The organism is Pseudomonas fluorescens (genome assembly GCF_041354075.1).
GTDB lineage: Bacteria > Pseudomonadota > Gammaproteobacteria > Pseudomonadales > Pseudomonadaceae > Aquipseudomonas > Aquipseudomonas fluorescens_CE.
In genome coordinates this window covers 20894-43764 of record NZ_JARZGC010000006.1, presented here as the reverse complement: position 1 = coordinate 43764, position 22871 = coordinate 20894, and the positions used below count along the sequence as shown (strand labels likewise).

Here is a 22871-nt window from a genome sequence, read left to right as displayed (position 1 = left end):
GGTGTCAACTCGATACGGTGCTGACCTGAGGCTCGGCGACAGCCGGCTGGTTCTCACCCGGCGCAGCCTTGATGTCGATCGCATGCAGTCCCTTGGGGCCCTGGACGATCTCGAAGCTGACCGATTGCCCGGCCTTGAGTGTCTTGTACCCGTCCATGTTGATGTGCGAGTAATGGACAAAAAAGTCGATGGACTTGCCTTTCTCGTCGCGACCCTCCGGGGAGTCGGTGTTGATGAAGCCGAATCCCTTTGCGTTGTTGAACCACTTCACCTTGCCGACTGCCATACTCATATCCCTCTGCAACGCACTCCATCACTGGAGTATCATCCAGTGATCCGCACCTGAATCCTTAAATATTATTGACTCGGCGGACCTTTTTTACCCACTGTGGGCTCTATTGGTTGTAACACCGTTTTGCCGATAGTCAAGGTGACTCGGCAGCCGGTGTTGAAATCAATGAAAAGCGCCCCCACTACTGTATTTGCACAACTGACGAACCTTTCTTTCCATGCATGCAATCAGCCAGATTCGACTAACATTCAATCAGGATCGCCCGACTCTCCAGAATGATCGCCCGGAGGAACACGACGACGATTCCGCAGGCATTGCTGTTCAGGAGGCCAAGCCTGCTTTACAGGCGCCGCCGATGTACAAGGTGGTTTTGTTCAACGATGACTACACACCGATGGATTTCGTCGTCGAAGTGCTCGAGGTGTTTTTTAACCTGAATCGCGAGCTGGCGACCAAGGTCATGCTGGCCGTCCATACAGAAGGACGGGCAGTATGTGGAGTGTTTACCCGCGACATTGCCGAGACCAAGGCCATGCAGGTCAACCAGTACGCCAGGGAAAGCCAGCATCCGCTACTCTGTGAAATCGAGAAGGACGGTTAATCGCCGACCACTTGGGTATGAGGTGAAGCTATGTTAAACCGCGAGCTCGAAGTCACCCTCAATCTAGCCTTCAAGGAGGCCCGTTCGAAGCGTCATGAATTCATGACCGTCGAACATCTCCTGCTGGCCCTATTGGATAATGAGGCTGCCGCCACCGTTTTGCGTGCCTGCGGCGCAAACCTCGACAAACTCAAGCATGACCTGCAGGAGTTCATCGACTCCACCACGCCATTGATCCCCGTTCATGACGAGGACCGCGAAACCCAGCCAACCCTGGGCTTCCAGCGTGTACTGCAACGTGCTGTCTTCCATGTGCAGAGCTCGGGCAAGCGTGAAGTGACCGGCGCCAACGTGCTGGTCGCGATCTTCAGTGAACAGGAAAGTCAGGCAGTGTTCCTGCTGAAACAGCAGAGCGTTGCCCGTATCGATGTCGTCAACTACATCGCCCATGGCATTTCCAAGGTGCCGGGGCATGGCGATCACTCTGAAGGTGAGCAAGATATGCAGGACGACGAGGGCGGTGAGTCTTCTTCTTCAGGCAATCCTCTGGATGCATATGCCAGCAACCTCAACGAACTCGCACGCCAGGGTCGAATCGATCCGCTGGTGGGGCGCGAGCTCGAAGTCGAGCGCGTTGCGCAGATCCTGGCGCGCCGTCGCAAGAACAACCCGCTGCTGGTGGGTGAGGCGGGCGTGGGTAAAACCGCGATCGCCGAAGGCCTGGCCAAGCGTATCGTCGACAACCAGGTGCCGGACCTGCTGGCCAACAGCGTGGTCTACTCCCTTGACCTGGGGGCCTTGCTGGCCGGGACCAAATACCGCGGGGATTTCGAGAAGCGCTTCAAGGCGTTGCTCGGCGAGCTGAAAAAACGTCCGCAGGCGATCCTGTTCATCGACGAAATCCACACCATCATTGGTGCGGGCGCAGCGTCCGGTGGCGTGATGGATGCCTCGAACCTGCTCAAGCCGCTGCTGTCGTCCGGTGATATCCGGTGCATCGGCTCGACCACATTCCAGGAATTCCGCGGGATCTTCGAGAAGGACCGTGCACTGGCACGGCGCTTCCAGAAGGTCGATGTCTCGGAGCCTTCGGTTGAGGACACCATCGGTATCCTTCGCGGCCTCAAAGGGCGCTTCGAGCAGCATCACAACATCGAATACAGTGATGAAGCCTTGCGCGCCGCCGCCGAACTCGCCTCGCGCTACATCAATGACCGGCACATGCCGGACAAGGCGATCGACGTCATCGACGAAGCGGGCGCCTACCAGCGGCTGCAGCCGGCCGACCAGCGCGTCAAACGCATCGAAGTGCCTCAGGTCGAGGACATCGTCGCGAAAATCGCGCGGATTCCGCCGAAACACGTCACCAGTTCCGACAAGGAGCTGCTGCGTAACCTGGAGCGCGACCTGAAGCTGACGGTGTTTGGCCAGGATGCGGCGATCGATTCGTTGTCGACGGCCATCAAGTTGTCCCGTGCGGGCCTCAAGTCGCCTGACAAGCCTGTCGGTTCCTTCCTGTTCGCAGGGCCGACCGGCGTCGGCAAGACCGAGGCGGCGCGTCAGTTGGCCAAGGCGATGGGTATCGAGCTGGTGCGTTTCGACATGTCCGAATACATGGAGCGCCACACCGTATCGCGTCTGATCGGTGCGCCTCCGGGCTATGTCGGGTTCGACCAGGGCGGTCTGCTGACCGAAGCCATCACCAAGCAGCCGCATTGCGTGCTGTTGCTCGATGAGATCGAAAAGGCGCATCCGGAAGTCTTCAACCTGCTGTTGCAGGTCATGGACCACGGTACGCTGACCGATAACAACGGGCGCAAGGCGGATTTCCGCAACGTGATCGTCATCATGACCACCAACGCCGGTGCCGAGACGGCCGCGCGAGCTTCGATCGGTTTCACCCATCAGGACCACTCGTCCGATGCGATGGAGGTGATCAAGAAGAGCTTTACGCCGGAGTTCCGCAACCGTCTGGACACCATTATCCAGTTTGGTCGCCTCAGCCATGAGGTCATCAAGAGTGTGGTGGACAAGTTCCTTACCGAGCTTCAGGCGCAGCTGGAAGACAAGCGGGTGCAACTGGAAGTGACCGATGCGGCGCGCAGCTGGCTGGCAGCGGGCGGCTACGACACGGCCATGGGCGCTCGGCCAATGGCGCGTTTGATCCAGGACAAGATCAAGCGTCCGCTGGCGGAAGAGATCCTGTTTGGCGAACTGGCCGACCATGGCGGTGTGGTGCACATCGACATCAAGGACGGCGAGCTGACCTTCGACTTCGAAACCACTGCCGAAATGGCCTGACGTTTGCCGCAACACAACAAAAGGCGCCGAAAGGCGCCTTTTTGCTGTCTGCCTGATGCACGCAAGTCTACTGTGGGGGCGGGCTTGCTCGCGAATACGGCGGCACATTCACCTCGGATGCAAGCTGGTCCTCCGTATTCGCGAGCAAGCCCGCTCCCACATTCGGCCGGTGTTGGTCTATCAAATCCCGGGCAAACAAAAACGCCCGGCAATGCCGGGCGTCCTGTATTGACTTGATTAGCGAGCGCGGTAAGTGATACGCCCTTTGCTCAAGTCATAGGGAGTCAGCTCGACGCGCACTTTGTCGCCGGTAAGAATACGAATGTAGTTCTTGCGCATCTTGCCGGAGATGTGCGCGGTTACGACGTGCCCATTTTCCAACTCCACGCGAAACATGGTGTTGGGCAGGGTGTCGACGACAGTGCCTTCCATTTCGAAGCTGTCTTCTTTCGACATGCAGTAAAGCCCTCGGTGTCCAATGAATGGCCCGGTGCAACTGCGCCAGGCAAAAGCGGCGTGCATTGTGCCCGAAAAATGGGGTTTACGCCAAGGGGTTCTAGTTCAGGATGACCCAACGCTGATTAATCAGCAGTTCGATGGGGCGATATTGGGTCTTGTAGCTCATCTTTTTGCAGTTCTTGATCCAGTAGCCCAGGTAAACCGCTTCCAGCTGCAACCGTTGGCTCTCGGCGATTTGCCAGAGTATCGCGTAGCGCCCCAGGCTTCGCCGCTCTTCAGCGGGTTCGTAGAAGGTGTAGACCGCTGACAGACCGTTGGGCAGCAAATCGGTCACGGCGACGGCGAGAAGCTGGCCATCGAGGCGAAATTCGTAAAAGCGCGAAAACGGCAGGTCGCGCACGAGGAAGGTCGAGAACTGGTCACGACTGGGCGGGTACATGTCGCCATCGGCGTGCCGCTGTTCGATGTAGCGCTGATAGAGCTCGAAGTATTCTTCACTGAACCTGGGTTTGGCAGGGCGCACCTGCAGGTCGGCGTTGCGCTTGAAAATACGTTTTTGCTGGCGGTTGGGCGAAAACTGCGCGACCGGAATGCGAGCCGGGACACACGCATTGCAATTCTGGCAATGAGGCCGATACAGGTGATCGCCGCTGCGACGAAAACCCATTTCCGACAGATCTGCGTAGACGTGCACGTCCATGGGCTGGCTGGGGTCGAGGAACAGCGTCGTGGCCTGCTCATCGGGCAGATAACTGCAAGAGTGGGGTTGAGTGGCATAAAACTTCAAACGCGCCAACTCGGTCATGATCAACCCTCGATAAGCTTTGAATAAGTGTAAGCGCTTTGGATTAAGTGTAAGCCACGCGCGCCAAAGTCGCTCAGCAAACCCAGGAAGCGCTGTTGGGCTGGTCTAGATGCTGCGCCAGGTAGCGGGCGAACTCGCGGCGAGGAATGGCACGGGCGCCGAGGCTGTGCAGGTGATCGGTGGGCATTTGACAGTCGATGAGCACGAAGCCCGAACTTTTCAGGTGTTCGACCAGCCTGGCAAAACCGAATTTGGAGGCATTGTCGGCACGGCTGAACATGGATTCGCCGAAAAACAGTTGGCCCATCGCAAGGCCATAGAGGCCGCCGATCAACACGCCTTCGTCCCAGACCTCGACCGAGTGGGCGTGGCCGCGCCGGTGCAGCTCGAGGTAGGCGTTCTGCATGGCTTCGGTGATCCAGGTGCCATCAGCGTACTCCCGTGGCGCCGCGCACGCACGGATGACGGCGGCAAAATCCTGATCGAAGGTCACCTGGTAGCGTTGCTGACGCAGCAGCTTGTTCAGGCTGCGCGAGACATGCAGTTCGTCGGGAAACAGCACGGTGCGAGGGTCTGGCGACCACCAAAGGATCGGCTGTCCTTCGGAGAACCACGGAAAGCAGCCATGGCGATAGGCCTGGACCAGGCGATCGGCGGACAAGTCGCCGCCTGCCGCCAGGAGCCCGTTGGGTTCGCGCATGGCTTTTTCCAGCGGCGGGAATATCAGGGAGTTGCGTTGTAACCAAGTCAGCATGGCGTCCGGGCTTGCAGAAGGGGAGGGCGGTGGACGATGCACCCGCCGTGGCGTGTGGCGTCAACGGGTGGGCATGTCGCCGGGGTATTCTTCAGCGTCCAGGGCGCGCATGCAACCGCTGCGCACCTCGTCGGGCCTGCGTTGCTGCAACTTGGGGCGCGGACTGTGGTCGTAGACGGTCGGTGGTGTGTGCAAACGAGCGCTGGACGGCAGGGCGGAAACCGCGATCGAGTCATTGGCGATACTTGGACTGGCTTGTAAAAACACCTCATAAGCCTTTGTCACACAAGAGAATGCGTGCTCAAATTGAATCGCATGAACGGTACGGTTGGCTATGCTGCATGTTGAAGCCGCAAGCATGGCATCGTCCGGACAAACCCGTACAATGCCGATTGCACAGTGTTTGTAACAAAATTAGCGTTGCACGCCGTGTTTATAAAAGCCCCGGTGCAATGTTAAAAGTGCAGTGTTGAGAGTAGTCAGGTTACGCACGTCAACTTTTTTACCTGCCTGGATTGGGCAGTGCTTATCGTCATTCAACAGATGGACGCGCCACTGGCGCAGGAAAAGAAGCGTTTTGAAGAAATCCACCGCAGCACCCAAACCCGCCGTCGTTCCGCTCTGGCGCCAGCACTTGCACTACCGACTCAAGGAAGGTGCATTGATCGCCATTGGCGCATTGTGCCTGTTCCTGATGATGGCCTTGCTGACCTACGGCAAGGACGATCCGGGCTGGAGTCACAACAGCAAGATCGACGACGTGCAGAACTTTGGCGGCCCGGCCGGCTCCTACAGCGCCGACATTCTGTTCATGGTGCTGGGTTATTTCGCCTACATCTTCCCGCTGCTGCTGGCGATCAAGGCGTATCAGATTTTCCGCCAGCGCCACGAGCCGTGGCAGTGGAGCGGCTGGCTGTTCTCCTGGCGCCTGATCGGCCTGGTGTTTCTGGTGCTGTCGGGTGCGGCACTGGCGCATATCCATTTCCATACCCCGACCGGCTTGCCGGCGGGTGCGGGCGGCGCGCTGGGCGAGAGCCTGGGCGACCTGGCCCGCAACGCGTTGAACATCCAGGGCAGCACCTTGCTGTTCATCGCCCTGTTCTTGTTTGGCCTGACCGTGTTCACCGACCTGTCGTGGTTCAAGGTGATGGACGTCACCGGCAAGATCACCCTCGACCTGTTCGAGCTGGTCCAGGGCGCGGCCAATCGCTGGTGGGCGTCCCGCGTGGAGCGCAAGCAGCTGGTTGCGCAGTTGCGTGAAGTCGACGATCGCGTGCATGACGTGGTGGCCCCCACCGTGACCGACAAGCGCGAACAGGCCAAGGTCAAGGAACGCCTGATCGAGCGCGAGCAAGCCCTGAGCAAGCACATGTCGGAGCGCGAGAAGCAGGTGCCGCCGGTCATCGCCCCGGCGCCGATGAAACCCGCCGCGCCGAGCAAGCGCGTGGAAAAGGAAAAGCAGGTGCCGCTGTTCGTCGACAGCGCTGTGGAAGGCACCTTGCCGCCGATCTCGATCCTCGATCCGGCCGAAAAGAAACAGCTCAATTACTCGCCTGAATCCCTGGCGGCCGTCGGCCACCTGCTGGAGATCAAACTCAAGGAATTCGGCGTCGAAGTCGCGGTGGACTCGATCCATCCCGGCCCGGTGATCACCCGTTACGAGATCCAGCCCGCCGCCGGGGTCAAGGTGAGCCGTATCGCCAACCTGGCGAAAGACCTCGCGCGTTCCCTGGCCGTGACCAGCGTGCGCGTGGTGGAAGTGATTCCAGGCAAGACCACCGTCGGTATCGAGATTCCCAACGAAGACCGGCAGATCGTGCGCTTCTCCGAAGTGCTGTCGACCCCGGAATACGACAATTTCAAATCCCCGGTCACCCTGGCCCTGGGCCACGATATCGGAGGCAAGCCGGTCATTACCGACCTGGCGAAGATGCCGCACCTGCTGGTAGCGGGTACGACCGGTTCCGGTAAGTCGGTGGGCGTGAACGCGATGATCCTGTCGATCCTGTTCAAGTCCGGCCCGGACGACGCCAAGCTGATCATGATCGACCCGAAAATGCTCGAGCTGTCGATCTACGAAGGCATTCCGCACCTGCTGTGCCCGGTCGTGACCGACATGAAGGACGCGGCCAACGCTCTGCGCTGGAGCGTGGCGGAGATGGAACGGCGCTACAAGCTGATGGCGAAGATGGGCGTGCGCAACCTGTCCGGCTTCAACGCCAAGGTCAAGGAAGCGATCGATGCCGGCGAGCCGTTGAGCGATCCGCTGTACAAGCGTGAAAGCATCCACGACGAAGCGCCGCTGTTGCAGAAATTGCCGACCATTGTGGTGGTGGTCGACGAATTCGCCGACATGATGATGATCGTCGGCAAGAAAGTCGAAGAGCTGATCGCCCGTATCGCCCAGAAGGCGCGAGCGGCCGGTATCCACCTGATTCTCGCGACCCAGCGTCCGTCGGTGGACGTGATCACCGGCCTGATCAAGGCCAACATTCCGACCCGTATGGCGTTCCAGGTGTCGAGCAAGATCGACTCGCGAACCATCATCGACCAGGGGGGTGCCGAACAACTGCTGGGTCATGGCGACATGCTCTACATGCCGCCCGGGACCAGCCTGCCAATCCGTGTCCACGGCGCGTTCGTGTCCGACGACGAGGTGCACCGGGTGGTCGAAGCCTGGAAACTGCGCGGCGCGCCGGAGTATAACGACGACATCCTCAACGGTGTCGAGGAGGCCGGCAGCGGTTTTGAAGGCAGCAGCGGCGGTGGCGACGGCGACGACCCTGAAGCCGACGCGCTCTATGACGAGGCGGTGCAATTCGTGTTGGAAAGCCGCCGGGCTTCCATCTCCGCCGTTCAGCGCAAGTTGAAAATCGGCTACAACCGCGCCGCGCGCATGATCGAGGCCATGGAAATGGCCGGGGTCGTGACGGCCATGAACACCAACGGTTCGCGTGAAGTCCTGGCCCCTGGCCCGGTACGCGACTGACCGGATACTGAAAGGGCGGCTCCCGGGCCACCCGCTCTCCCACACTGTAATGAGGACTCCCATGCGTCTGATCCGCATGCTGTTGCTGCCGGTACTGGCCTTGACCACGCTCTCGGCCCACGCCGACGACAAGGACGTGGCACGCCTGACCCAATTGCTGGAAAAATCCCAGACCCTGACCGCACGTTTCTCCCAGCTGACCCTCGATGGCAGCGGCACCCAGTTGCAGGAAACCGCCGGTGAGATGTCGGTGCAGCGCCCGGGCCTGTTCTACTGGCATACCGATGCACCGGCCGAGCAAGTGGTGGTGTCCGACGGCAAGAAGGTGACGCTGTGGGACCCGGACCTGGAACAGGCCACCATCAAGACGCTCGACCTGCGTCTGAGCCAGACCCCGGCGTTGCTGCTGTCGGGCGATGTGTCCAAGATCAGCCAGAGTTTCGACATCAGTGCCAAGGAAGCCGGCGGCGTAATCGACTTCACCTTGAAGCCGAAAACCAAGGACACCCTGTTCGACAGCCTGCGCCTGTCGTTCCGCAATGGCCTGGTTAATGACATGCAACTGATCGACAGCGTCGGCCAGCGCACCAATATCCTGTTCACTGGCGTGAAGGCCAACGAGCCGATCCCGGCCTCGCGGTTCAGGTTCGATGTGCCGAAAGGTGCGGACGTGATTCAGGAGTAAACCGCCAAATCCCTGTGGAAACGGGTTTGCTCGCGAGCGCGGTGTGTCAGGTTGCATCCCTGTTGAATGTGCCGACGTCTTCGCGAGCAAGCCCGCTCCCACAGGGGGGAACGGTGTTACACCTGTCGGCATCAGGACTCCAATAAGGTTTCAGAGGTAGTGATGGACCTGTTTCGCAGCGCCCCGATAGCTCAGCCCCTGGCCGCGCGCTTGCGTGCGACCAATCTGGACGAGTACGTCGGCCAGGAACACGTGCTCGCTCGTGGCAAGCCATTGCGCGAGGCGCTGGAGCAGGGCGCGCTGCACTCGATGATTTTCTGGGGGCCGCCTGGCGTGGGCAAGACCACCCTGGCCCGTTTGCTCGCCGAAGTCTCCGATGCGCACTTCGAAACGGTGTCGGCGGTCCTGGCCGGGGTCAAGGAGATTCGCCAGGCGGTGGAAATCGCCAAGCAGCAGGCCGGGCAGTACGGCAAGCGCACCATCCTGTTCGTCGATGAAGTGCACCGCTTCAACAAATCCCAGCAGGACGCATTTCTCCCCTACGTTGAGGATGGCACGCTGATTTTCATCGGTGCCACCACCGAAAACCCCTCGTTCGAACTCAATAACGCCTTGCTGTCACGGGCGCGAGTCTATGTGCTCAAGAGTCTCGACGAGGCGGCGCTGCGCAAACTGGTGCAGCGTGCGTTGACCGAAGAGCGCGGGCTGGGCAAGCGCGACCTGACCCTCAGCGATGAAGGCTTCCAGATGCTGTTGTCCGCCGCCGACGGCGATGGCCGGCGTCTGCTCAACCTGCTGGAAAATGCCTCGGACCTGGCGGAAGACCACAGCGAAATCGGTGTCGACCTGTTGCAGAGCCTGCTCGGCGATACCCGCCGGCGCTTCGACAAGGGCGGCGAGGCGTTCTACGACCAGATTTCCGCACTGCACAAGTCGGTCCGCGGCTCCAATCCCGACGGCGCCCTGTACTGGTTTGCGCGGATGATCGACGGCGGTTGCGATCCGCTGTACCTGGCCCGGCGCGTGGTGCGCATGGCCAGTGAAGACATCGGCAACGCCGATCCCCGCGCGCTGAGCCTGTGTCTGGCGGCGTGGGACGTGCAGGAGCGTCTGGGCAGCCCCGAAGGCGAGCTGGCGGTGGCCCAGGCCATTACGTATCTGGCCTGCGCACCGAAGAGCAACGCGGTGTACATGGGCTTCAAGGCCGCGATGCGCAGTGCCGCCGAGCACGGTTCCCTGGAAGTGCCGCTGCACCTGCGCAATGCGCCCACCAAGCTGATGAAGCAATTGGGCTATGGCGACGAATACCGTTACGCCCACGATGAGCCCGATGCCTACGCGGCGGGCGAAGATTACTTCCCTGAGGAACTTGCGCCTCAACCGTTCTACCAGCCGGTGCCCCGTGGCCTGGAGTTGAAGATCGGCGAGAAGCTCAACCACCTCGCCCAACTGGACCGCCTGAGCCCGAGGCAGCGGAGAAAATAGTGCTTCCATTGATCGTTGCAGTTTCCGTCGGCGGGATTGCCGGCACGCTATTGCGCTTTGCCACCGGCAACTGGGTCAACGCGAATTGGCCACGGCACTTCTATACCGCGACGCTCGCCGTTAATATCGTCGGCTGTTTGCTGATCGGCGTTCTATACGGTCTGTTTTTGATACGCCCGGAAGTACCGATCGAGGTGCGTGCCGGGCTGATGGTCGGCTTCCTCGGGGGGCTGACGACTTTTTCATCCTTTTCACTGGATACGGTGCGCCTGCTGGAAAGCGGGCAAGTGCCGCTGGCCCTGGGCTATGCTGCCATCAGCGTATTCGGCGGGCTGCTCGCCACCTGGGCCGGCCTGTCCTTGACCAAACTTTGATAACGAGAGACCGACATGCTCGATTCCAAACTGTTACGTAGCGATCTTCAGAACGTAGCGGACCGCCTGACATCCCGTGGCTACACGCTGGACGTTGCGCGCATCGAAGCGCTGGAAGAACAGCGCAAGGAAGTCCAGACCGAAACTGAAAAACTTCAGGCTGATCGCAACGCGATTTCGAAAAGCATTGGTCAAGCCAAACAACGTGGTGAAGACATCGCTCCGTTGATGGCTAACGTCGAAAACATGGGCAGCCAACTGAATAACGGAAAAATTGCACTGGAAAAAATCCAGACCGAACTGGATTCGATCCTGCTGGGCATTCCCAACCTGCCGCACGAATCCGTGCCGGTCGGTGCCGACGAAGAAGGCAACGTCGAAGTTCGCCGCTGGGGCACGCCGACCGCGTTTGACTTCCCGATCCAGGACCACGTGGCGCTGGGCGAGAAGTTTGGCTGGCTGGATTTCGAAACCGCCGCCAAGCTGTCCGGTGCGCGTTTTGCCCTGTTGCGTGGCCCGATTGCACGCCTGCACCGCGCCCTGGCCCAGTTCATGATCAACCTGCACGTCACCGAGCATGGCTACGAGGAGGCGTACACGCCTTATCTGGTCCAGGCGCCAGCACTGCAAGGCACCGGTCAACTGCCGAAATTCGAGGAAGACCTGTTCAAGATCGGCCGCGAAGGCGAGGCCGACCTGTACCTGATCCCGACCGCCGAAGTGTCGCTGACCAACATCGTCGCCGGTGAAATCGTCGACGCGAAACTGCTGCCGATCAAGTTCGTCGCCCACACCCCGTGCTTCCGCAGTGAAGCCGGTGCCTCGGGTCGCGACACGCGCGGCATGATCCGCCAGCACCAGTTCGACAAGGTCGAGATGGTGCAGATCGTCGAACCGTCGAAATCGATGGAAGCGCTGGAAAGCCTGACCGCCAACGCCGAAAAAGTGTTGCAGTTGCTGGAGCTGCCTTACCGCACCCTGGCGCTGTGCACCGGCGACATGGGCTTCAGCGCGGTCAAGACCTACGACCTGGAAGTGTGGATCCCGAGCCAGGACAAATACCGTGAAATCTCGTCCTGCTCCAACTGTGGCGACTTCCAGGCCCGTCGTATGCAGGCGCGCTTCCGCAACCCGGAAACCGGCAAGCCGGAACTGGTGCACACGCTGAACGGCTCCGGCCTGGCGGTTGGTCGTACCCTGGTGGCCGTGCTGGAAAACTACCAGCAGGCCGACGGTTCGATCCGTGTGCCGGACGTGCTGAAGCCGTACATGGGTGGCCTTGAGGTCATCGGCTAAATGGACTATCTGCCGCTGTTTCACAACCTGCGCGGCAGTCGTGTGTTGGTCGTCGGTGGGGGGGAGATTGCCTTGCGCAAGTCCCGCCTGCTGGCCGATGCCGGTGCGCAGCTGCGGGTGGTTGCACCCGAAATCGAACAACAGCTGAGTGAGCTGGTGGCCGCCAGCGCAGGTGAGTGCCTGTTGCGCGGCTACCTTGAATCCGACCTGGACGGTTGCGCGCTGATCATTGCCGCCACTGACGACGAACCGCTCAATGCGCAGGTGTCCGCTGACGCCCACCGGCGCTGCGTGCCGGTCAACGTGGTGGATGCGCCTGCGCTGTGCAGTGTGATTTTTCCGGCGATCGTCGACCGTTCGCCATTGATCATCGCCGTGTCCAGTGGCGGCGACGCGCCGGTACTGGCGCGGTTGATCCGGGCCAAGCTGGAGACCTGGATTCCGTCCACTTATGGCCAGCTGGCCGGGTTGGCGGCGCGTTTCCGCAATCAGGTCAAGGGCCTGTTTCCCGATGTCCAGCAGCGCCGGGCGTTTTGGGAAGACGTGTTCCAGGGGCCGATTGCCGACCGCCAACTGGCCGGGCAGGGGGGCGAAGCCGAGCGCCTGCTGCAAGCGAAAATCGCAGGCGAAGCGCCGGTGGCCACGGGCGAGGTGTATCTGGTCGGCGCCGGGCCGGGTGATCCCGACCTGCTGACCTTTCGTGCGTTGCGCCTGATGCAGCAAGCCGACGTGGTGCTCTATGACCGTCTGGTGGCGCCGACGATTCTCGACCTGTGCCGCCGTGATGCCGAGCGGGTCTATGTCGGCAAGCGTCGCGCCGATCACGCGGTCCCGCAGGATCAGATCAACCAGCAACTGGTGGAACTGGCCCGGCAGGGCAAGCGCGTGGTGCGGTTGAAGGGCGGTGACCCGTTCATCTTCGGCCGTGGCGGTGAAGAAATCGAAGAGCTGGCCGCCCAGGGCATCCCGTTCCAGGTGGTGCCGGGCATCACGGCCGCCAGCGGTTGTGCCGCCTATGCCGGGATTCCGCTGACCCACCGCGATTACGCGCAGTCGGTACGCTTTGTCACCGGTCACCTCAAGGACGGCTCCACCGATTTGCCATGGGCCGATCTGGTCTCGCCGGCACAAACCCTGGTGTTCTACATGGGGTTGGTGGGTTTGCCGATCATCTGCGAGCAGTTGATCCGGCATGGCCGAGGGGCTGACACGCCAGCGGCGTTGATTCAGCAGGGCACCACGGCCAATCAGCGCGTGTTTACCGGCACCCTGGCGAATCTGTCAGAACTGGTGGCGGAACATGAAGTCCATGCGCCGACGCTGGTGATCGTCGGGGAAGTGGTTCAGCTTCGCGAGAAGCTGGCATGGTTTGAAGGGGCTCAGGCGCAGGTCTGAAGACCGCGTCGCGCCCATCGCGAGCAAGCCCGCTCCCACAGGAACAGCGTTCACCCTGTAGGAGCGGGCTTGCCCGCGATGGGGCCTTCAAAGTCGGCTAACAAACCTCAGCCTCTGCGCCAAACCCCCTTGCCACTCAACCGCGCCCGATCATGGGCCACGGTGAAATCCTGTTCCGGCCCTTTGGGCACCACACCCGTCGGGTTGATGGTCTTGTGGCTGCCGTAGTAGTGATTTTTGATGTGGGTGAAGTCCACGGTCTCGGCAATCCCCGGCCACTGATAAAGTTCACGCAGCCAATTCGACAGGTTCGGGTAATCGGCGATGCGCCGCAGATTGCACTTGAAGTGCCCGTGGTACACGGCGTCGAAGCGAATCAGCGTGGTGAACAGGCGAATATCGGCTTCGGTCAGGTATTCGCCGACCAGATAGCGATTGGCGCCGAGCAACCCTTCCAGGTGATCCAGTTCAGCGAACACGTCATCGAAGGCGGCTTCGTACGCCTGCTGTGACGTGGCGAAGCCGGCACGGTACACGCCGTTGTTCACTGCCGGGTAAATCCGTTCGTTCAGCGCATCGATTTCGCTGCGCAGTGGTGCGGGGTAGAAGTCCAGGTCATTGCCAGTCAGGTCGTCGAAGGCGCTGTTGAACATGCGGATGATTTCCGCCGATTCATTGCTGACGATGCGCTTCTGCTGCTTGTCCCACAGCACCGGTACCGTGACGCGGCCGGTGTAGTCGGCGGTGTCGGCGGTGTAGCGTTGATGCATGAAGTCAAAGCCATCGAGCTTGTCGCCGGTCGAGCCCAGTTGCTGGTCGAAGGTCCAGCCGTTTTCCAGCATCAGCCAACTGACCACCGAGACGTCGATCAGGTTTTCCAGGCCCTTGAGTTTGCGCAGGATCAGCGTGCGGTGCGCCCACGGGCAGGCCAGCGACACGTAGAGGTGGTAGCGACCGGCCTCGGCGGCAAAGCCACCGACCCCGCTCGGACCGGGCTGGCCGTCCGTCGTGACCCAATGGCGCCGCTGCGCCTGTTCACGCTGGAAGGCGCCGTCCTTGCTGCTTTCGTACCACTTGTCCTGCCATTGACCTTCTACGAGCAAACCCATGGTGAAGACTCCTCAACTTTTAAATATTGGAGAGGAGTCTATTCCGATGAGTTCGATAAAAAAGCGCAAAGGTTAAACAGTTATCATCGATTAAATCGATTTATCCCGCGCATCCCAGTAGGCCTGGGCGGTCTCGAACGCTTGCTCGCGGGGCTGGCCGAGGCCGCGCAACGCCAGGGCCATGGTCGCGATCAACGCCAATTGCGGGTAGCTGTCGACCACGTCACCGCGCCATACGGCTTTCAGGTGCTCGGTATCGAGCGCGGCCGGTTTGACGTGACGTTGCACCGACAGTTGCGGCCATTCCTCGTCCCAGCTTTCACCGCCCGTGGTGCCGTACAGATGGCTATCGGCGTCCGGGTTGATCTCGATCTCGCCGCCGTCGCCCTTGACCACGATAGCCGTGTCGCCGAGCAAGCCGCTGGCATCGCGATGCACCGCCTGATAACCGGGATGGAAGATGCTTTGCAGGCCGCAGCGGGCGCCCAGCGGGTTGAGGATGCGCGCCAGGGAATGGATGGGTGAGCGCAGGCCCAGGGTGTTGCGCAGGTCGATCATGCGTTGCAGCGGCGGCGCCCAATCCACCAGTGGCATGAACGCCAGGCCGCCGTGGTCCAAGGCGTCGCCAACCTGTTGCCAGTTGCGGCACAAGGGGATCTTCAGGTCGGCCAGCAGTTGCTCGCTGTACAGTCGCCCGGCGGTGTGTGCGCCGCCGCCGTGCATGAAAATGCGCAGGCCATTTTGTGCCAGGCACTTGGCGGCCAGCAGGTACCACGGCAGGTGACGTTTCTTGCCGGCATAGGTGGGCCAGTCCAAGTCCACCTGCAAGGCCGGTGGCTGCAAGCGTTCGCGCAAGGCTTCGGTAAACCCGGCCATTTCCTCGGCGCTTTCTTCCTTGTGCCGCAACAGCATCAGGAAGGCGCCGAGCTGGGTCTCCTCGACCTGCTCGTCGAGCACCATGCCCATGGCTTCCCGGGCTTCGGCCCGGGTCAGGTCGCGGGCGCCACGCTTGCCCTTGCCAAGGATGCGCACGAACTGGGCGAACGGGTGCTCGGCGGGGGTTTCGAGGGTCAACGCGGGGTAGTCGGTCATAGGCAATTCGTCGGTTTGGGCAGGCCCGCCAGTTTCGCGGCGAGTTTGGCAGGGGTGCCTTTGAACAGTCGGTTGAGGTGCAGGCTGTTGCCCTTTTCCGGGCCGAGTTTCAATGCGGTGTACTTGATCAGCGGACGGGTGGCCGGCGAAAGCTGGAATTCGGCATAAAAGGCGCGCAACAGTTCGAGTATTTCCCAGTGTTCGGGGCTCAGTTCCATGTCTTCGGCGGCGGCCAGGGCGCTGGCAACCTCAGCGGACCAGTCGGCCAGCTCGACCAGGAAACCGTCCTTGTCCAGTTCGATGGCGCGCGCGCCGACCGTCAATGCGTTCATAGCCAACTGTTGACCTTGTCGTACTGCAGCGAAAGTTCGACGAAGGCCGGGTAGTCGATGCCCCTCGCGGTGTCGGGAATGGCCAGGGCACGGGCCTGGGCGTCTTCGATGAGCACGAACAGCGTCGGGCTGGAGGTGGTCAGGGCGTTGCAGGGGGCGGTGCCAGGCTGCAACGCATACACCGCGTCACCGGTCAGCAGCAGCGCATCGCTGGCGCCGATCAGACGCAGGCAACTGTTCAGGCGATCGTCGCCGAACGGGGAATGAGACAACACATGCAAGGTCGACATCAGAGGGTGATCACCTGGTCGTAACGGTCGATGAGGGCGGTGATGTCCCGGGCGCTCAACACCCGGGCTTCTTCCAGCGACAGGCCGGTCGGGTCCAGGCCACGCTCGGCGGCGCTGTCGCCACAGACGAACAGCTCATCGACGCCGAACATCGGCAACGCCTGCAGGTTGGCGCTCAGGTCTTTCTGTTGCAGCGCCTTCGCGTTCTGTTGCGTGGCGAGCTGAAACACTCCGTCGTCGAGAAACAGCAGGCCGATGGGCAGGTCGAACGCGCCGCCAGCCAGCACGATGTCCAGTGCTTCCCGGGCGCCTGGCCCGGACCATGGCGCCTGGCGACTGATCAAAAGCAAGGATTTGGCCATCGTTCACGCGCCTCCAAAGCAGATCAGGCGGTCAGCGTCCTGCACCGCGTCATGCAACTGGCCGAGGCCGGACAGCTCCCAGGGTGCGCCCACGGCGGCGGCTTCGCGCTGATAACGTGCGGCTTCCTCTGCGTTGAGCACGCCACGGCGCAGGGCCGCTGCGATGCACACCACGCCGTCGAGCTGATGGTCGGTGATGAAGCCCCGCCATTGTTTGGGCAAATCCTGCTCATCCTGTGGCGTGACCACGCTGCCGGACGCGTTGTAGACCCCGTCCTGGTAGAAAAACAGCCGGACGATCTCATGCCCGCCGGCCAGCGCGGCCTGGGCGAACAGCAAGGCGCGGCGCGAGGAGGGCGCGTGAGCGGCGGAAAACAGCGCGATGGCGAACTTCATGGTGGACTCGATCTGCGAAACTGCGGCCATGATAAAGCTTTATCGGTGGGGCGGCTAAGGGGTTCACTCGAGACCGTATCGCGACGATGGGGCCAGTCATGTCACAGCAGGGCTCAGCGAGGCATATACCCCAACTGCCACCGGCGCGGAATCTTCAGCGACACAACTCCCAGGATGCCGGCCAGCAACCCGCTGACAAACAGCGCCTGAAGCCCTAGGTGATGTTCCAGCACGGCCCCGAGCACCGCGCCGGCGAACATCCCGGCCCAAGGGATCAATTGCACCCGCCAGCCATTGCGCCGTTCACCCAGGATCCAGCGTCCCAGGCCCCGGCCGAAACGCGACAGGGCGCCCGTGACGTAGGTCAGGCCCACCGGCAAACCGTTCACTTGTTCGACGGCGGCATTGAGCATGCCCATGGCAATGATCGCCGCCAGCAGCGCCGGCAGTTGTTCGTCATAGGGCCAGTTGGCCGCCGCGCACAGCAGCATGGCGATGCACAGCAGCAGCGGCAGTGCGCGGCGTCCGCCGATTCGGCTGATGACGATGCCCAGCGCATTGCCGACGACAAACGTGGTCACCACCAGCAGCAGGCGCAGGGTCAATCCGAGGTCGCCGTCGCTGATGGCCACGGCGAGGCGGGTGGTGTTGCCACTCATGAAGGAAACGAAGTCGCCGCTGGCCATGAAGCCAATGGCATCGGTCATGCCGGCGAGCACCGAGAGCGCGGCCACCAGGGTCAGGCCGACACGCCCGCGCCATTTCTGTGTATGCAGGTGCCCCGGGCTGGCGTGGGCAGTGGTGGACGAAGGCAGCATCGTCGACGGGCTCCTTGGGCGGCGAAGGTTAAGGATTCAAGCCATATAACTCGCAATACTCCCGCCAGTCCATCCCCGCCATCTCGGCCACCTCGCGGTGCACCTCCAGACGCTGGGCTTCGTAGTCCTGGGGGGTTGCGGCAGTCAGTTGCAGGGTCAGCTCCCAGGCGAACAGGCCCAGGCTCTCGGCCTCAGCCTCGAACGCTTCATGCAAACGTTCCTCGCGATACTGCGCTGCGGTTTCGCCTTTGGCCTGTGCCAGCAGCGGGTTGAGGTTGTCCAGTTCGACGCGCAACTCGGGGCGCTCATCGAGAAACCGCTTCAGCGCCTGCTCGTGTTGCTGTTCGGATGTCGCCATGGAGGCTCCTTGGAAATGGGTGGCGAAGGGGCTTTTGCAGTAAAGCAGAACGATACACCGGCCCACGGTGATACAGTCGGCTTTTTCCTGATGAGCACACGCAATGCGAATACTGATGGTGGCCTTGGCGGTAACCTTGCTGGCGGGCTGCGCCGGTTCGGTCATGGACGATGCCCGTACCGGCGCCCCGAACAAAGTCCTGACCTCGGACAAACCGGAAAAAGTCGTTGCCCAGTGCGTGCAGTTCGCCTGGCAGGATGAAGCGGTGTTCGGTGTCGATGCCGGGGCGTATCTGCAACCGGGCAAGAAGGGCGGCTCGACCGTCTACACGCGTTCGGCGGAGTCCTTTGTCGACATCAGCGAAGATGCCTCCGGTACAGCGTTGAATTACTACGCGCAGCACGACGATTTTGTCGCCAAGCGCCGGCTGGCGGCGTTGGCGACTTGTCTGTAATACCCCGCAATCCCCTGTAGGAGCGAGCATGCTCCGGGCGGCGTTCCGACGATGGATTGAAAAACACCGCTGGGTATCAGGCCGCCCACGTTATTGTTGACGTCCATCGCGAGCATGCTCGCTCCTACAGGAAGCCGGCTTAGCTCACCAGGCGCTTCTGAAAGAAATGGCGCTTGTGCCCTGGCGGGTAATCAACGATCTGGCCCAGCTCGCTGTACCCCAGCTTTTCGTAGAACGCCGGCGCCTGGAAGCTGAAGGTGTCCAGCCAGATTCCCGTGCATTTCTTTTCCCGGGCCAGGTCTTCGGCCATGCGCATCAGTTTCGAGCCCATGCCGTCGCCCCGGGCCTGTTCCGGCACCGAGAGCAATTCGATAAACAGCCATTGGTAGAAAAAACGCCCGTACAAGCCGCCGAGGATCTCGCCCTGGTCGTCGCGCACCAGCAGGGCCAGCAGTTCGGCCTTGCCGTCACCCGCTTGCGCCACGTTGTAGGCCCGCAACGGTGCAAGTATTGCTTCGCGGTCTTCCGGGGTCGGGTTTTGCGACCGTTCGATTGTCAGTGTCATCGGCGACTTCCTTATGGCGGTGAAGCAGGAGGGTATCCGGGTCTCGGCGATTGTTCCATCCCCAGGAGGAACCGTTGTCAGTGCGCAGCTGTCTAGCCTCAAGAGCGTCATTTCAGAGCGCGGCCAATGAGGATTGCCCATGAATATTTTTGAAGCCCTGCGCGAAAGCCACGAGCGCCAGCGCACCTACGCCAAGGCACTGGTCGAGACCAGTGGCGACACCCCGGAACGGGTCGAGGCGTACAAGCAGTTGAAGTCCGAGCTGCAGGCACATGAAACCGCTGAAGAGCGGCATTTCTACATCCCGTTGATGGCGTTCGACAATGGCGTCGACCTCAGTCGCCACGCGATTGCCGAGCATCATGAGATGGACGAAATGATGGAAGAACTCGACGAGACCGAGATGTCCAGCCCGGCCTGGCTGGCCACTGCGAAGAAGCTCAGTGAAAAAGTCCATCACCACCTGAAGGAAGAAGAGCAGAAATTCTTCCAGATGGCCGGCAAACTCCTCGACGACAAGCAGAAAGAGACGCTGGCCGGGCAATACGAGAAGGAGTACAAGGCGCAGCTTTCCTGAAGCGCTCTTGCCGTCTAGGATGAGCGTTTTTCCGCCGCTGACAAGGATGCACAGTCATGTCGAACACCGCTGAGCGGGTCAGGATCATCGAGTCCCGGGTGCTGTCCCACGATTGGTATCTGCTGAAGAAAGTCACCTTCGATTACCAGCGCAACCAGGGCGACTGGCAGCGCCAGACCCGCGAGGTCTATGACCGTGGCAATGGGGCGGCGATCCTGCTGTTCAATCGCGAGAAGCGCAGCGTGGTGCTGACGCGGCAGTTCCGGCTGCCGGTGTTCGTCAACGGTCACGACGGTTTGCTGATCGAGGTGGCGGCGGGCTTGCTCGAAGGCGCCGCGCCGGAGACGCGCATTCGCGAGGAAGCGGAGGAAGAGACCGGTTATCGCGTGCACCATGTGCAAAAGGTGTTCGAGGCCTACATGAGTCCCGGGTCGGTGACCGAAAAACTGCATTTCTTCATCGCCGAATACGATGCCGATTTGAAAGTCGGCGAGGGCGGCGGCCTGGAGGAGGAGACCGAGGAGCTGGAGGTGCTCGAGTGGTCGTTCGACGAGGCGCTGCAAGCGTTCCATCGCGGTGAGATCTGCGACGCGAAGACCATCATGCTGCTGCAGTATGCGGCGATGAAAAACCTCTTCGACTGATCGCTGTGCCGCTTCCTGCAGCAATCAAAAACCTTCGAGGCGGGCCGTGCTGCCTTTTTGCCCGCCTTCAAGCGTCAGCAACAACGCCTTCGCCTCAAGCCCGCCCGCGAACCCGGTGAGTTTGCCCGAGGCGCCGATCACGCGATGGCAGGGCGCGATGATCGAGATCGGGTTCCTGCCATTGGCCGCGCCCACCGCCCGCACTGCGCTGGGGTGGCCGATCTGCTCGGCGATCTGGCTGTAGCTGCGGGTTTCGCCAAACGGAATGGTCAGCAGCGCCTGCCACACCTTTTTCTGAAATTCGGTCCCGGCGAACTCCAGTTCCAGATCGAAACGCTGGCGGCTGCCGGCAAAATATTCATTCAATTGTTGCCGGGCGGTCACGAGGACCGGATGGTCCGCCGCGAGCTTCATGGGGCCGAGCCTGACCCGGTTGGGCTTGTCGTTTTCCCAGAGGATGGCCGCCAGTCTCGAGCCGTTCGCGACCAGCGTCAATTCGCCCACCGGGGAGGCCAGGGTGGTGCAGGTGTAGGTCATGCCGGCGGACTCCGCAAAAGGGCTGGACGAGGGGCAAGCATACTGCCTGATCGGGGAGGCGCAAAACGCAATCCCGACCATACTTGCCTCTGCTCTTGAAGCGTTGTCCTCTGCTTCGTGCAGAGCCTGAAAACAAAAAGAGACAGACCCATGAAGTTCGAACCTTTTGCCAAATCGCTCATCGCGACCTCCCTGGCGTTCTCCTGCCTCACGTCCTACGCAGCCTCCGTCGCCCCTGTCGCCGCCGAAAACGGCATGGTCGTCACTGCCCAGCACCTGGCCAGTCATGTTGGCGTGGACGTGCTCAAGAACGGTGGCAACGCCGTCGATGCCGCCGTCGCGGTCGGCTATGCGCTGGCGGTGGTGTACCCTGCGGCCGGTAACCTGGGCGGTGGCGGTTTCATGACCATTCAACTGGCGGACGGGCGCAAGACCTTCCTCGATTTCCGCGAAAAAGCGCCGCTGGCGGCGACCGCCGACATGTACCTGGACAAGGCCGGCAATGTCGTTCCCGAACTCAGTACTCGCGGCCACCTGGCGGTCGGCGTGCCGGGCACGGTGTCCGGCATGGAGCTGGCGCTGAGCAAGTACGGCACCAAGCCGCGCAAGGAGGTGATTGCCCCGGCGATCAAGCTGGCCGAAGACGGCTTCGTGCTGGAGCAGGGCGATGTCGATTTGCTGGAAACCGCCACCGACGTGTTCAAGAAGGACATCAAGGATTCCGGTGCGATCTTCCTCAGCAACGGCGAGCCGATGCAGGTCGGGCAAAAGCTGGTGCAAAAGGACCTGGGCAAGACCCTGCGGGAAATCTCCGAGAAGGGCGCCGACGGTTTCTACAAGGGCTGGGTGGCCGACGCCATCGTCACGTCCAGCCAGGCTGGCAAGGGCATCATCACCCAGGCCGATCTCGACAAGTACAAGACCCGCGAACTGGCACCGGTGGAATGCGATTACCGTGGCTATCACGTGGTCTCGGCGCCACCGCCCAGCTCCGGCGGCGTGGTGATCTGCCAGATCATGAACATCCTCGACGGCTACCCGATGAAGGACCTGGGCTACCACTCGGCGCAGGGCATGCACTACCAGATCGAAGCCATGCGTCATGCGTACGTGGACCGCAACAGCTACCTCGGCGATCCGGACTTCGTGAAAAACCCCATCAGCCACCTGCTGGATAAAAACTACGCGGCGAAAATCCGTGCGGCGATCAATCCGCAGAAGGCCGCCGTGTCCAGCGAGCTCAAGCCCGGCGTTGCGCCCCATGAAGGCAGCAACACCACCCACTACTCGATCGTCGACAAGTGGGGCAACGCCGTCTCGGTGACCTACACCCTGAACGACTGGTTTGGCGCCGGGGTCATGGCGAGCAGGACCGGGGTGATTCTCAACGACGAAATGGACGACTTCACGTCGAAAATCGGCGTGCCGAACATGTACGGCCTGGTGCAGGGCGAGGCCAACGCCATCGCGCCCGGCAAGGCGCCGCTGTCGTCGATGAGCCCGACCATCGTTACCAAGGACGGCAAGGTGGTGATGGTGGTCGGCACACCCGGTGGCAGCCGTATCATCACCGCAACGCTGCTGACCATGCTCAACGTGATCGACTACGGCATGAACATCCAGGAAGCGGTGGATGCGCCCCGTTTCCACCAGCAGTGGCTGCCGGAAGAAACCAACCTGGAGACCTTCACCACCAGCCCGGACACGGTGAAGATCCTCGAAAGCTGGGGGCACAAGTTCGCGGGGCCACAGGACGCCAACCACGTGGCGGCGATCCTGGTCGGCGCGCCGTCTCTGGACGGTAAACCGGTGGGCAAAAACCGTTTCTACGGGGCTAACGATCCACGGCGCAATACCGGGCTGTCGCTCGGCTACTAGGACTTGTCAGAACAGGGAGACAG

General features: G+C 61.4%; 27 protein-coding genes. 12 read left to right on the top strand and 15 right to left on the bottom strand.

Annotated features, from left to right (window positions below; all coding sequences use genetic code 11):
* Positions 1-4 precede the first annotated feature (4 nt).
* Entirely contained in the window at positions 5-286 is a 282-nt protein-coding gene (locus QIW53_RS09635; protein ID WP_371049436.1) for a cold shock domain-containing protein, read from the bottom strand.
* 223 nt (positions 287-509) lie between these two features.
* Between QIW53_RS09635 and clpS the strand changes: the two genes are divergently transcribed.
* Together clpS and clpA are read left to right on the top strand one after the other, a co-directional pair.
* A complete protein-coding gene (gene clpS, locus QIW53_RS09630; protein WP_192304177.1) occupies positions 510-893 on the top strand; it encodes an ATP-dependent Clp protease adapter ClpS in 384 nt (127 codons plus the stop codon).
* A 30-nt stretch (positions 894-923) separates the two neighbouring features.
* Positions 924-3194 carry an ATP-dependent Clp protease ATP-binding subunit ClpA gene (gene clpA / locus QIW53_RS09625; RefSeq protein WP_371049435.1) on the top strand — a complete coding sequence of 757 codons (2271 nt, stop codon included), beginning with the start codon at positions 924-926 and terminating at the stop codon, positions 3192-3194.
* A 237-nt stretch (positions 3195-3431) separates the two neighbouring features.
* On the opposite strand, the gene infA is transcribed toward clpA, so the two are convergent.
* From infA to QIW53_RS09605, 4 genes are all read right to left on the bottom strand, one after another.
* Complete coding sequence (infA, locus tag QIW53_RS09620; RefSeq protein WP_002553999.1) at positions 3432-3650, bottom strand: translation initiation factor IF-1; 219 nt, start codon at positions 3648-3650, stop codon at positions 3432-3434.
* A 100-nt stretch (positions 3651-3750) separates the two neighbouring features.
* Positions 3751-4458 (bottom strand): arginyltransferase, encoded by a 708-nt coding sequence (locus QIW53_RS09615; protein ID WP_371049434.1) that lies wholly within the window; start codon positions 4456-4458, stop codon positions 3751-3753.
* A 73-nt stretch (positions 4459-4531) separates the two neighbouring features.
* A complete protein-coding gene (gene aat / locus QIW53_RS09610) occupies positions 4532-5212 on the bottom strand; it encodes a leucyl/phenylalanyl-tRNA--protein transferase (RefSeq protein WP_371049433.1) in 681 nt (226 codons plus the stop codon).
* Positions 5213-5272: 60 nt separating this feature from the next.
* Entirely contained in the window at positions 5273-5479 is a 207-nt protein-coding gene (locus tag QIW53_RS09605; protein ID WP_371049432.1) for a hypothetical protein, read from the bottom strand.
* Between the two features lie 310 nt (positions 5480-5789).
* Between QIW53_RS09605 and QIW53_RS09600 the strand changes: the two genes are divergently transcribed.
* The 6 genes from QIW53_RS09600 (at position 5790) to cysG (ending at position 13436) form a co-directional block, all read left to right on the top strand.
* A complete protein-coding gene (locus QIW53_RS09600; RefSeq protein WP_371049431.1) occupies positions 5790-8201 on the top strand; it encodes a DNA translocase FtsK in 2412 nt (803 codons plus the stop codon).
* A 61-nt stretch (positions 8202-8262) separates the two neighbouring features.
* Entirely contained in the window at positions 8263-8886 is a 624-nt protein-coding gene (gene lolA, locus QIW53_RS09595; protein ID WP_371049430.1) for an outer membrane lipoprotein chaperone LolA, read from the top strand.
* Between the two features lie 162 nt (positions 8887-9048).
* Positions 9049-10371, top strand: a complete 1323-nt coding sequence (locus QIW53_RS09590; protein WP_201190654.1) for a replication-associated recombination protein A — start codon at positions 9049-9051, stop codon at positions 10369-10371.
* Positions 10371-10745, top strand: a complete 375-nt coding sequence (gene crcB / locus QIW53_RS09585; protein ID WP_027614675.1) for a fluoride efflux transporter CrcB — start codon at positions 10371-10373, stop codon at positions 10743-10745. The genes QIW53_RS09590 and crcB overlap by 1 nt, the downstream gene beginning before the upstream one ends.
* A 15-nt stretch (positions 10746-10760) precedes the next feature.
* Complete coding sequence (gene serS / locus QIW53_RS09580) at positions 10761-12041, top strand: serine--tRNA ligase (protein ID WP_371049429.1); 1281 nt, start codon at positions 10761-10763, stop codon at positions 12039-12041.
* Entirely contained in the window at positions 12042-13436 is a 1395-nt protein-coding gene (gene cysG / locus QIW53_RS09575) for a siroheme synthase CysG (protein ID WP_371049428.1), read from the top strand.
* A gap of 107 nt (positions 13437-13543) precedes the next feature.
* Here the strand turns inward: cysG and QIW53_RS09570 are convergent, their stop codons facing one another.
* The 8 genes from QIW53_RS09570 to QIW53_RS09535 all read right to left on the bottom strand — a co-directional run bounded on the left by QIW53_RS09570 (position 13544) and on the right by QIW53_RS09535 (position 18193).
* Positions 13544-14545, bottom strand: coding sequence for a glutathione S-transferase family protein (locus QIW53_RS09570; RefSeq protein WP_371049427.1), 1002 nt, complete (start codon positions 14543-14545; stop codon positions 13544-13546).
* A 90-nt stretch (positions 14546-14635) separates the two neighbouring features.
* Positions 14636-15637, bottom strand: a complete 1002-nt coding sequence (locus tag QIW53_RS09565) for a glycosyl transferase family protein (protein ID WP_371049426.1) — start codon at positions 15635-15637, stop codon at positions 14636-14638.
* Positions 15634-15969, bottom strand: coding sequence for a TusE/DsrC/DsvC family sulfur relay protein (locus QIW53_RS09560; protein WP_371049425.1), 336 nt, complete (start codon positions 15967-15969; stop codon positions 15634-15636). Before QIW53_RS09560 ends, QIW53_RS09565 begins: the two co-directional genes overlap by 4 nt.
* Positions 15966-16259, bottom strand: a complete 294-nt coding sequence (gene tusB / locus QIW53_RS09555; protein ID WP_371049424.1) for a sulfurtransferase complex subunit TusB — start codon at positions 16257-16259, stop codon at positions 15966-15968. The genes QIW53_RS09560 and tusB overlap by 4 nt, the downstream gene beginning before the upstream one ends.
* On the bottom strand, positions 16259-16621 hold the full coding sequence (gene tusC, locus QIW53_RS09550) for a sulfurtransferase complex subunit TusC (RefSeq protein ID WP_371049423.1): 363 nt from the start codon (positions 16619-16621) through the stop codon (positions 16259-16261). Before tusC ends, tusB begins: the two co-directional genes overlap by 1 nt.
* Before the next feature lie 3 nt (positions 16622-16624).
* Positions 16625-17017, bottom strand: coding sequence for a sulfurtransferase complex subunit TusD (gene tusD / locus QIW53_RS09545; protein ID WP_371049669.1), 393 nt, complete (start codon positions 17015-17017; stop codon positions 16625-16627).
* Between the two features lie 113 nt (positions 17018-17130).
* Entirely contained in the window at positions 17131-17835 is a 705-nt protein-coding gene (locus QIW53_RS09540; RefSeq protein ID WP_371049422.1) for a YoaK family protein, read from the bottom strand.
* 28 nt (positions 17836-17863) lie between these two features.
* Positions 17864-18193: a DUF6388 family protein gene (locus QIW53_RS09535; protein ID WP_371049421.1), complete on the bottom strand. Its 330-nt coding sequence runs from the start codon at positions 18191-18193 to the stop codon at positions 17864-17866.
* Between the two features lie 103 nt (positions 18194-18296).
* Between QIW53_RS09535 and QIW53_RS09530 the strand changes: the two genes are divergently transcribed.
* On the top strand, positions 18297-18647 hold the full coding sequence (locus tag QIW53_RS09530; RefSeq protein ID WP_371049420.1) for a hypothetical protein: 351 nt from the start codon (positions 18297-18299) through the stop codon (positions 18645-18647).
* Positions 18648-18786: 139 nt separating this feature from the next.
* On the opposite strand, the gene QIW53_RS09525 is transcribed toward QIW53_RS09530, so the two are convergent.
* Positions 18787-19212, bottom strand: coding sequence for a GNAT family N-acetyltransferase (locus QIW53_RS09525; RefSeq protein ID WP_371049419.1), 426 nt, complete (start codon positions 19210-19212; stop codon positions 18787-18789).
* A 139-nt stretch (positions 19213-19351) separates the two neighbouring features.
* Between QIW53_RS09525 and QIW53_RS09520 the strand changes: the two genes are divergently transcribed.
* Both QIW53_RS09520 and QIW53_RS09515 read left to right on the top strand, forming a co-directional pair.
* On the top strand, positions 19352-19789 hold the full coding sequence (locus tag QIW53_RS09520) for a hemerythrin domain-containing protein (protein ID WP_192304135.1): 438 nt from the start codon (positions 19352-19354) through the stop codon (positions 19787-19789).
* Between the two features lie 56 nt (positions 19790-19845).
* Positions 19846-20433 (top strand): NUDIX domain-containing protein, encoded by a 588-nt coding sequence (locus QIW53_RS09515; protein WP_371049418.1) that lies wholly within the window; start codon positions 19846-19848, stop codon positions 20431-20433.
* A gap of 24 nt (positions 20434-20457) precedes the next feature.
* Here QIW53_RS09515 and QIW53_RS09510 read toward each other — a convergent pair whose 3' ends face one another.
* Positions 20458-20970 (bottom strand): methylated-DNA--[protein]-cysteine S-methyltransferase, encoded by a 513-nt coding sequence (locus tag QIW53_RS09510; protein ID WP_371049417.1) that lies wholly within the window; start codon positions 20968-20970, stop codon positions 20458-20460.
* Between the two features lie 150 nt (positions 20971-21120).
* Here QIW53_RS09510 and ggt point away from each other — a divergent pair, with 150 nt between their 5' ends.
* Complete coding sequence (ggt, locus tag QIW53_RS09505) at positions 21121-22848, top strand: gamma-glutamyltransferase (RefSeq protein ID WP_371049416.1); 1728 nt, start codon at positions 21121-21123, stop codon at positions 22846-22848.
* The last annotated feature ends 23 nt before the right edge of the window (positions 22849-22871 follow it).

Coding starts and splice junctions, on each gene's coding strand:
- QIW53_RS09635 (WP_371049436.1), bottom strand. CDS start 286: ATGGCAGTCGGCAAGGTGAAGTGGTTCAACAACGCAAAGGGATTCGGC.
- clpS (WP_192304177.1), top strand. CDS start 510: ATGCATGCAATCAGCCAGATTCGACTAACATTCAATCAGGATCGCCCG.
- clpA (WP_371049435.1), top strand. CDS start 924: ATGTTAAACCGCGAGCTCGAAGTCACCCTCAATCTAGCCTTCAAGGAG.
- infA (WP_002553999.1), bottom strand. CDS start 3,650: ATGTCGAAAGAAGACAGCTTCGAAATGGAAGGCACTGTCGTCGACACC.
- QIW53_RS09615 (WP_371049434.1), bottom strand. CDS start 4,458: ATGACCGAGTTGGCGCGTTTGAAGTTTTATGCCACTCAACCCCACTCT.
- aat (WP_371049433.1), bottom strand. CDS start 5,212: ATGCTGACTTGGTTACAACGCAACTCCCTGATATTCCCGCCGCTGGAA.
- lolA (WP_371049430.1), top strand. CDS start 8,263: ATGCGTCTGATCCGCATGCTGTTGCTGCCGGTACTGGCCTTGACCACG.
- QIW53_RS09590 (WP_201190654.1), top strand. CDS start 9,049: ATGGACCTGTTTCGCAGCGCCCCGATAGCTCAGCCCCTGGCCGCGCGC.
- serS (WP_371049429.1), top strand. CDS start 10,761: ATGCTCGATTCCAAACTGTTACGTAGCGATCTTCAGAACGTAGCGGAC.
- cysG (WP_371049428.1), top strand. CDS start 12,042: ATGGACTATCTGCCGCTGTTTCACAACCTGCGCGGCAGTCGTGTGTTG.
- QIW53_RS09570 (WP_371049427.1), bottom strand. CDS start 14,545: ATGGGTTTGCTCGTAGAAGGTCAATGGCAGGACAAGTGGTACGAAAGC.
- QIW53_RS09565 (WP_371049426.1), bottom strand. CDS start 15,637: ATGACCGACTACCCCGCGTTGACCCTCGAAACCCCCGCCGAGCACCCG.
- QIW53_RS09560 (WP_371049425.1), bottom strand. CDS start 15,969: ATGAACGCATTGACGGTCGGCGCGCGCGCCATCGAACTGGACAAGGAC.
- tusB (WP_371049424.1), bottom strand. CDS start 16,259: ATGTCGACCTTGCATGTGTTGTCTCATTCCCCGTTCGGCGACGATCGC.
- tusC (WP_371049423.1), bottom strand. CDS start 16,621: ATGGCCAAATCCTTGCTTTTGATCAGTCGCCAGGCGCCATGGTCCGGG.
- tusD (WP_371049669.1), bottom strand. CDS start 17,017: ATGAAGTTCGCCATCGCGCTGTTTTCCGCCGCTCACGCGCCCTCCTCG.
- QIW53_RS09540 (WP_371049422.1), bottom strand. CDS start 17,835: ATGCTGCCTTCGTCCACCACTGCCCACGCCAGCCCGGGGCACCTGCAT.
- QIW53_RS09535 (WP_371049421.1), bottom strand. CDS start 18,193: ATGGCGACATCCGAACAGCAACACGAGCAGGCGCTGAAGCGGTTTCTC.
- QIW53_RS09530 (WP_371049420.1), top strand. CDS start 18,297: ATGCGAATACTGATGGTGGCCTTGGCGGTAACCTTGCTGGCGGGCTGC.
- QIW53_RS09525 (WP_371049419.1), bottom strand. CDS start 19,212: ATGACACTGACAATCGAACGGTCGCAAAACCCGACCCCGGAAGACCGC.
- QIW53_RS09520 (WP_192304135.1), top strand. CDS start 19,352: ATGAATATTTTTGAAGCCCTGCGCGAAAGCCACGAGCGCCAGCGCACC.
- QIW53_RS09515 (WP_371049418.1), top strand. CDS start 19,846: ATGTCGAACACCGCTGAGCGGGTCAGGATCATCGAGTCCCGGGTGCTG.
- QIW53_RS09510 (WP_371049417.1), bottom strand. CDS start 20,970: ATGACCTACACCTGCACCACCCTGGCCTCCCCGGTGGGCGAATTGACG.
- ggt (WP_371049416.1), top strand. CDS start 21,121: ATGAAGTTCGAACCTTTTGCCAAATCGCTCATCGCGACCTCCCTGGCG.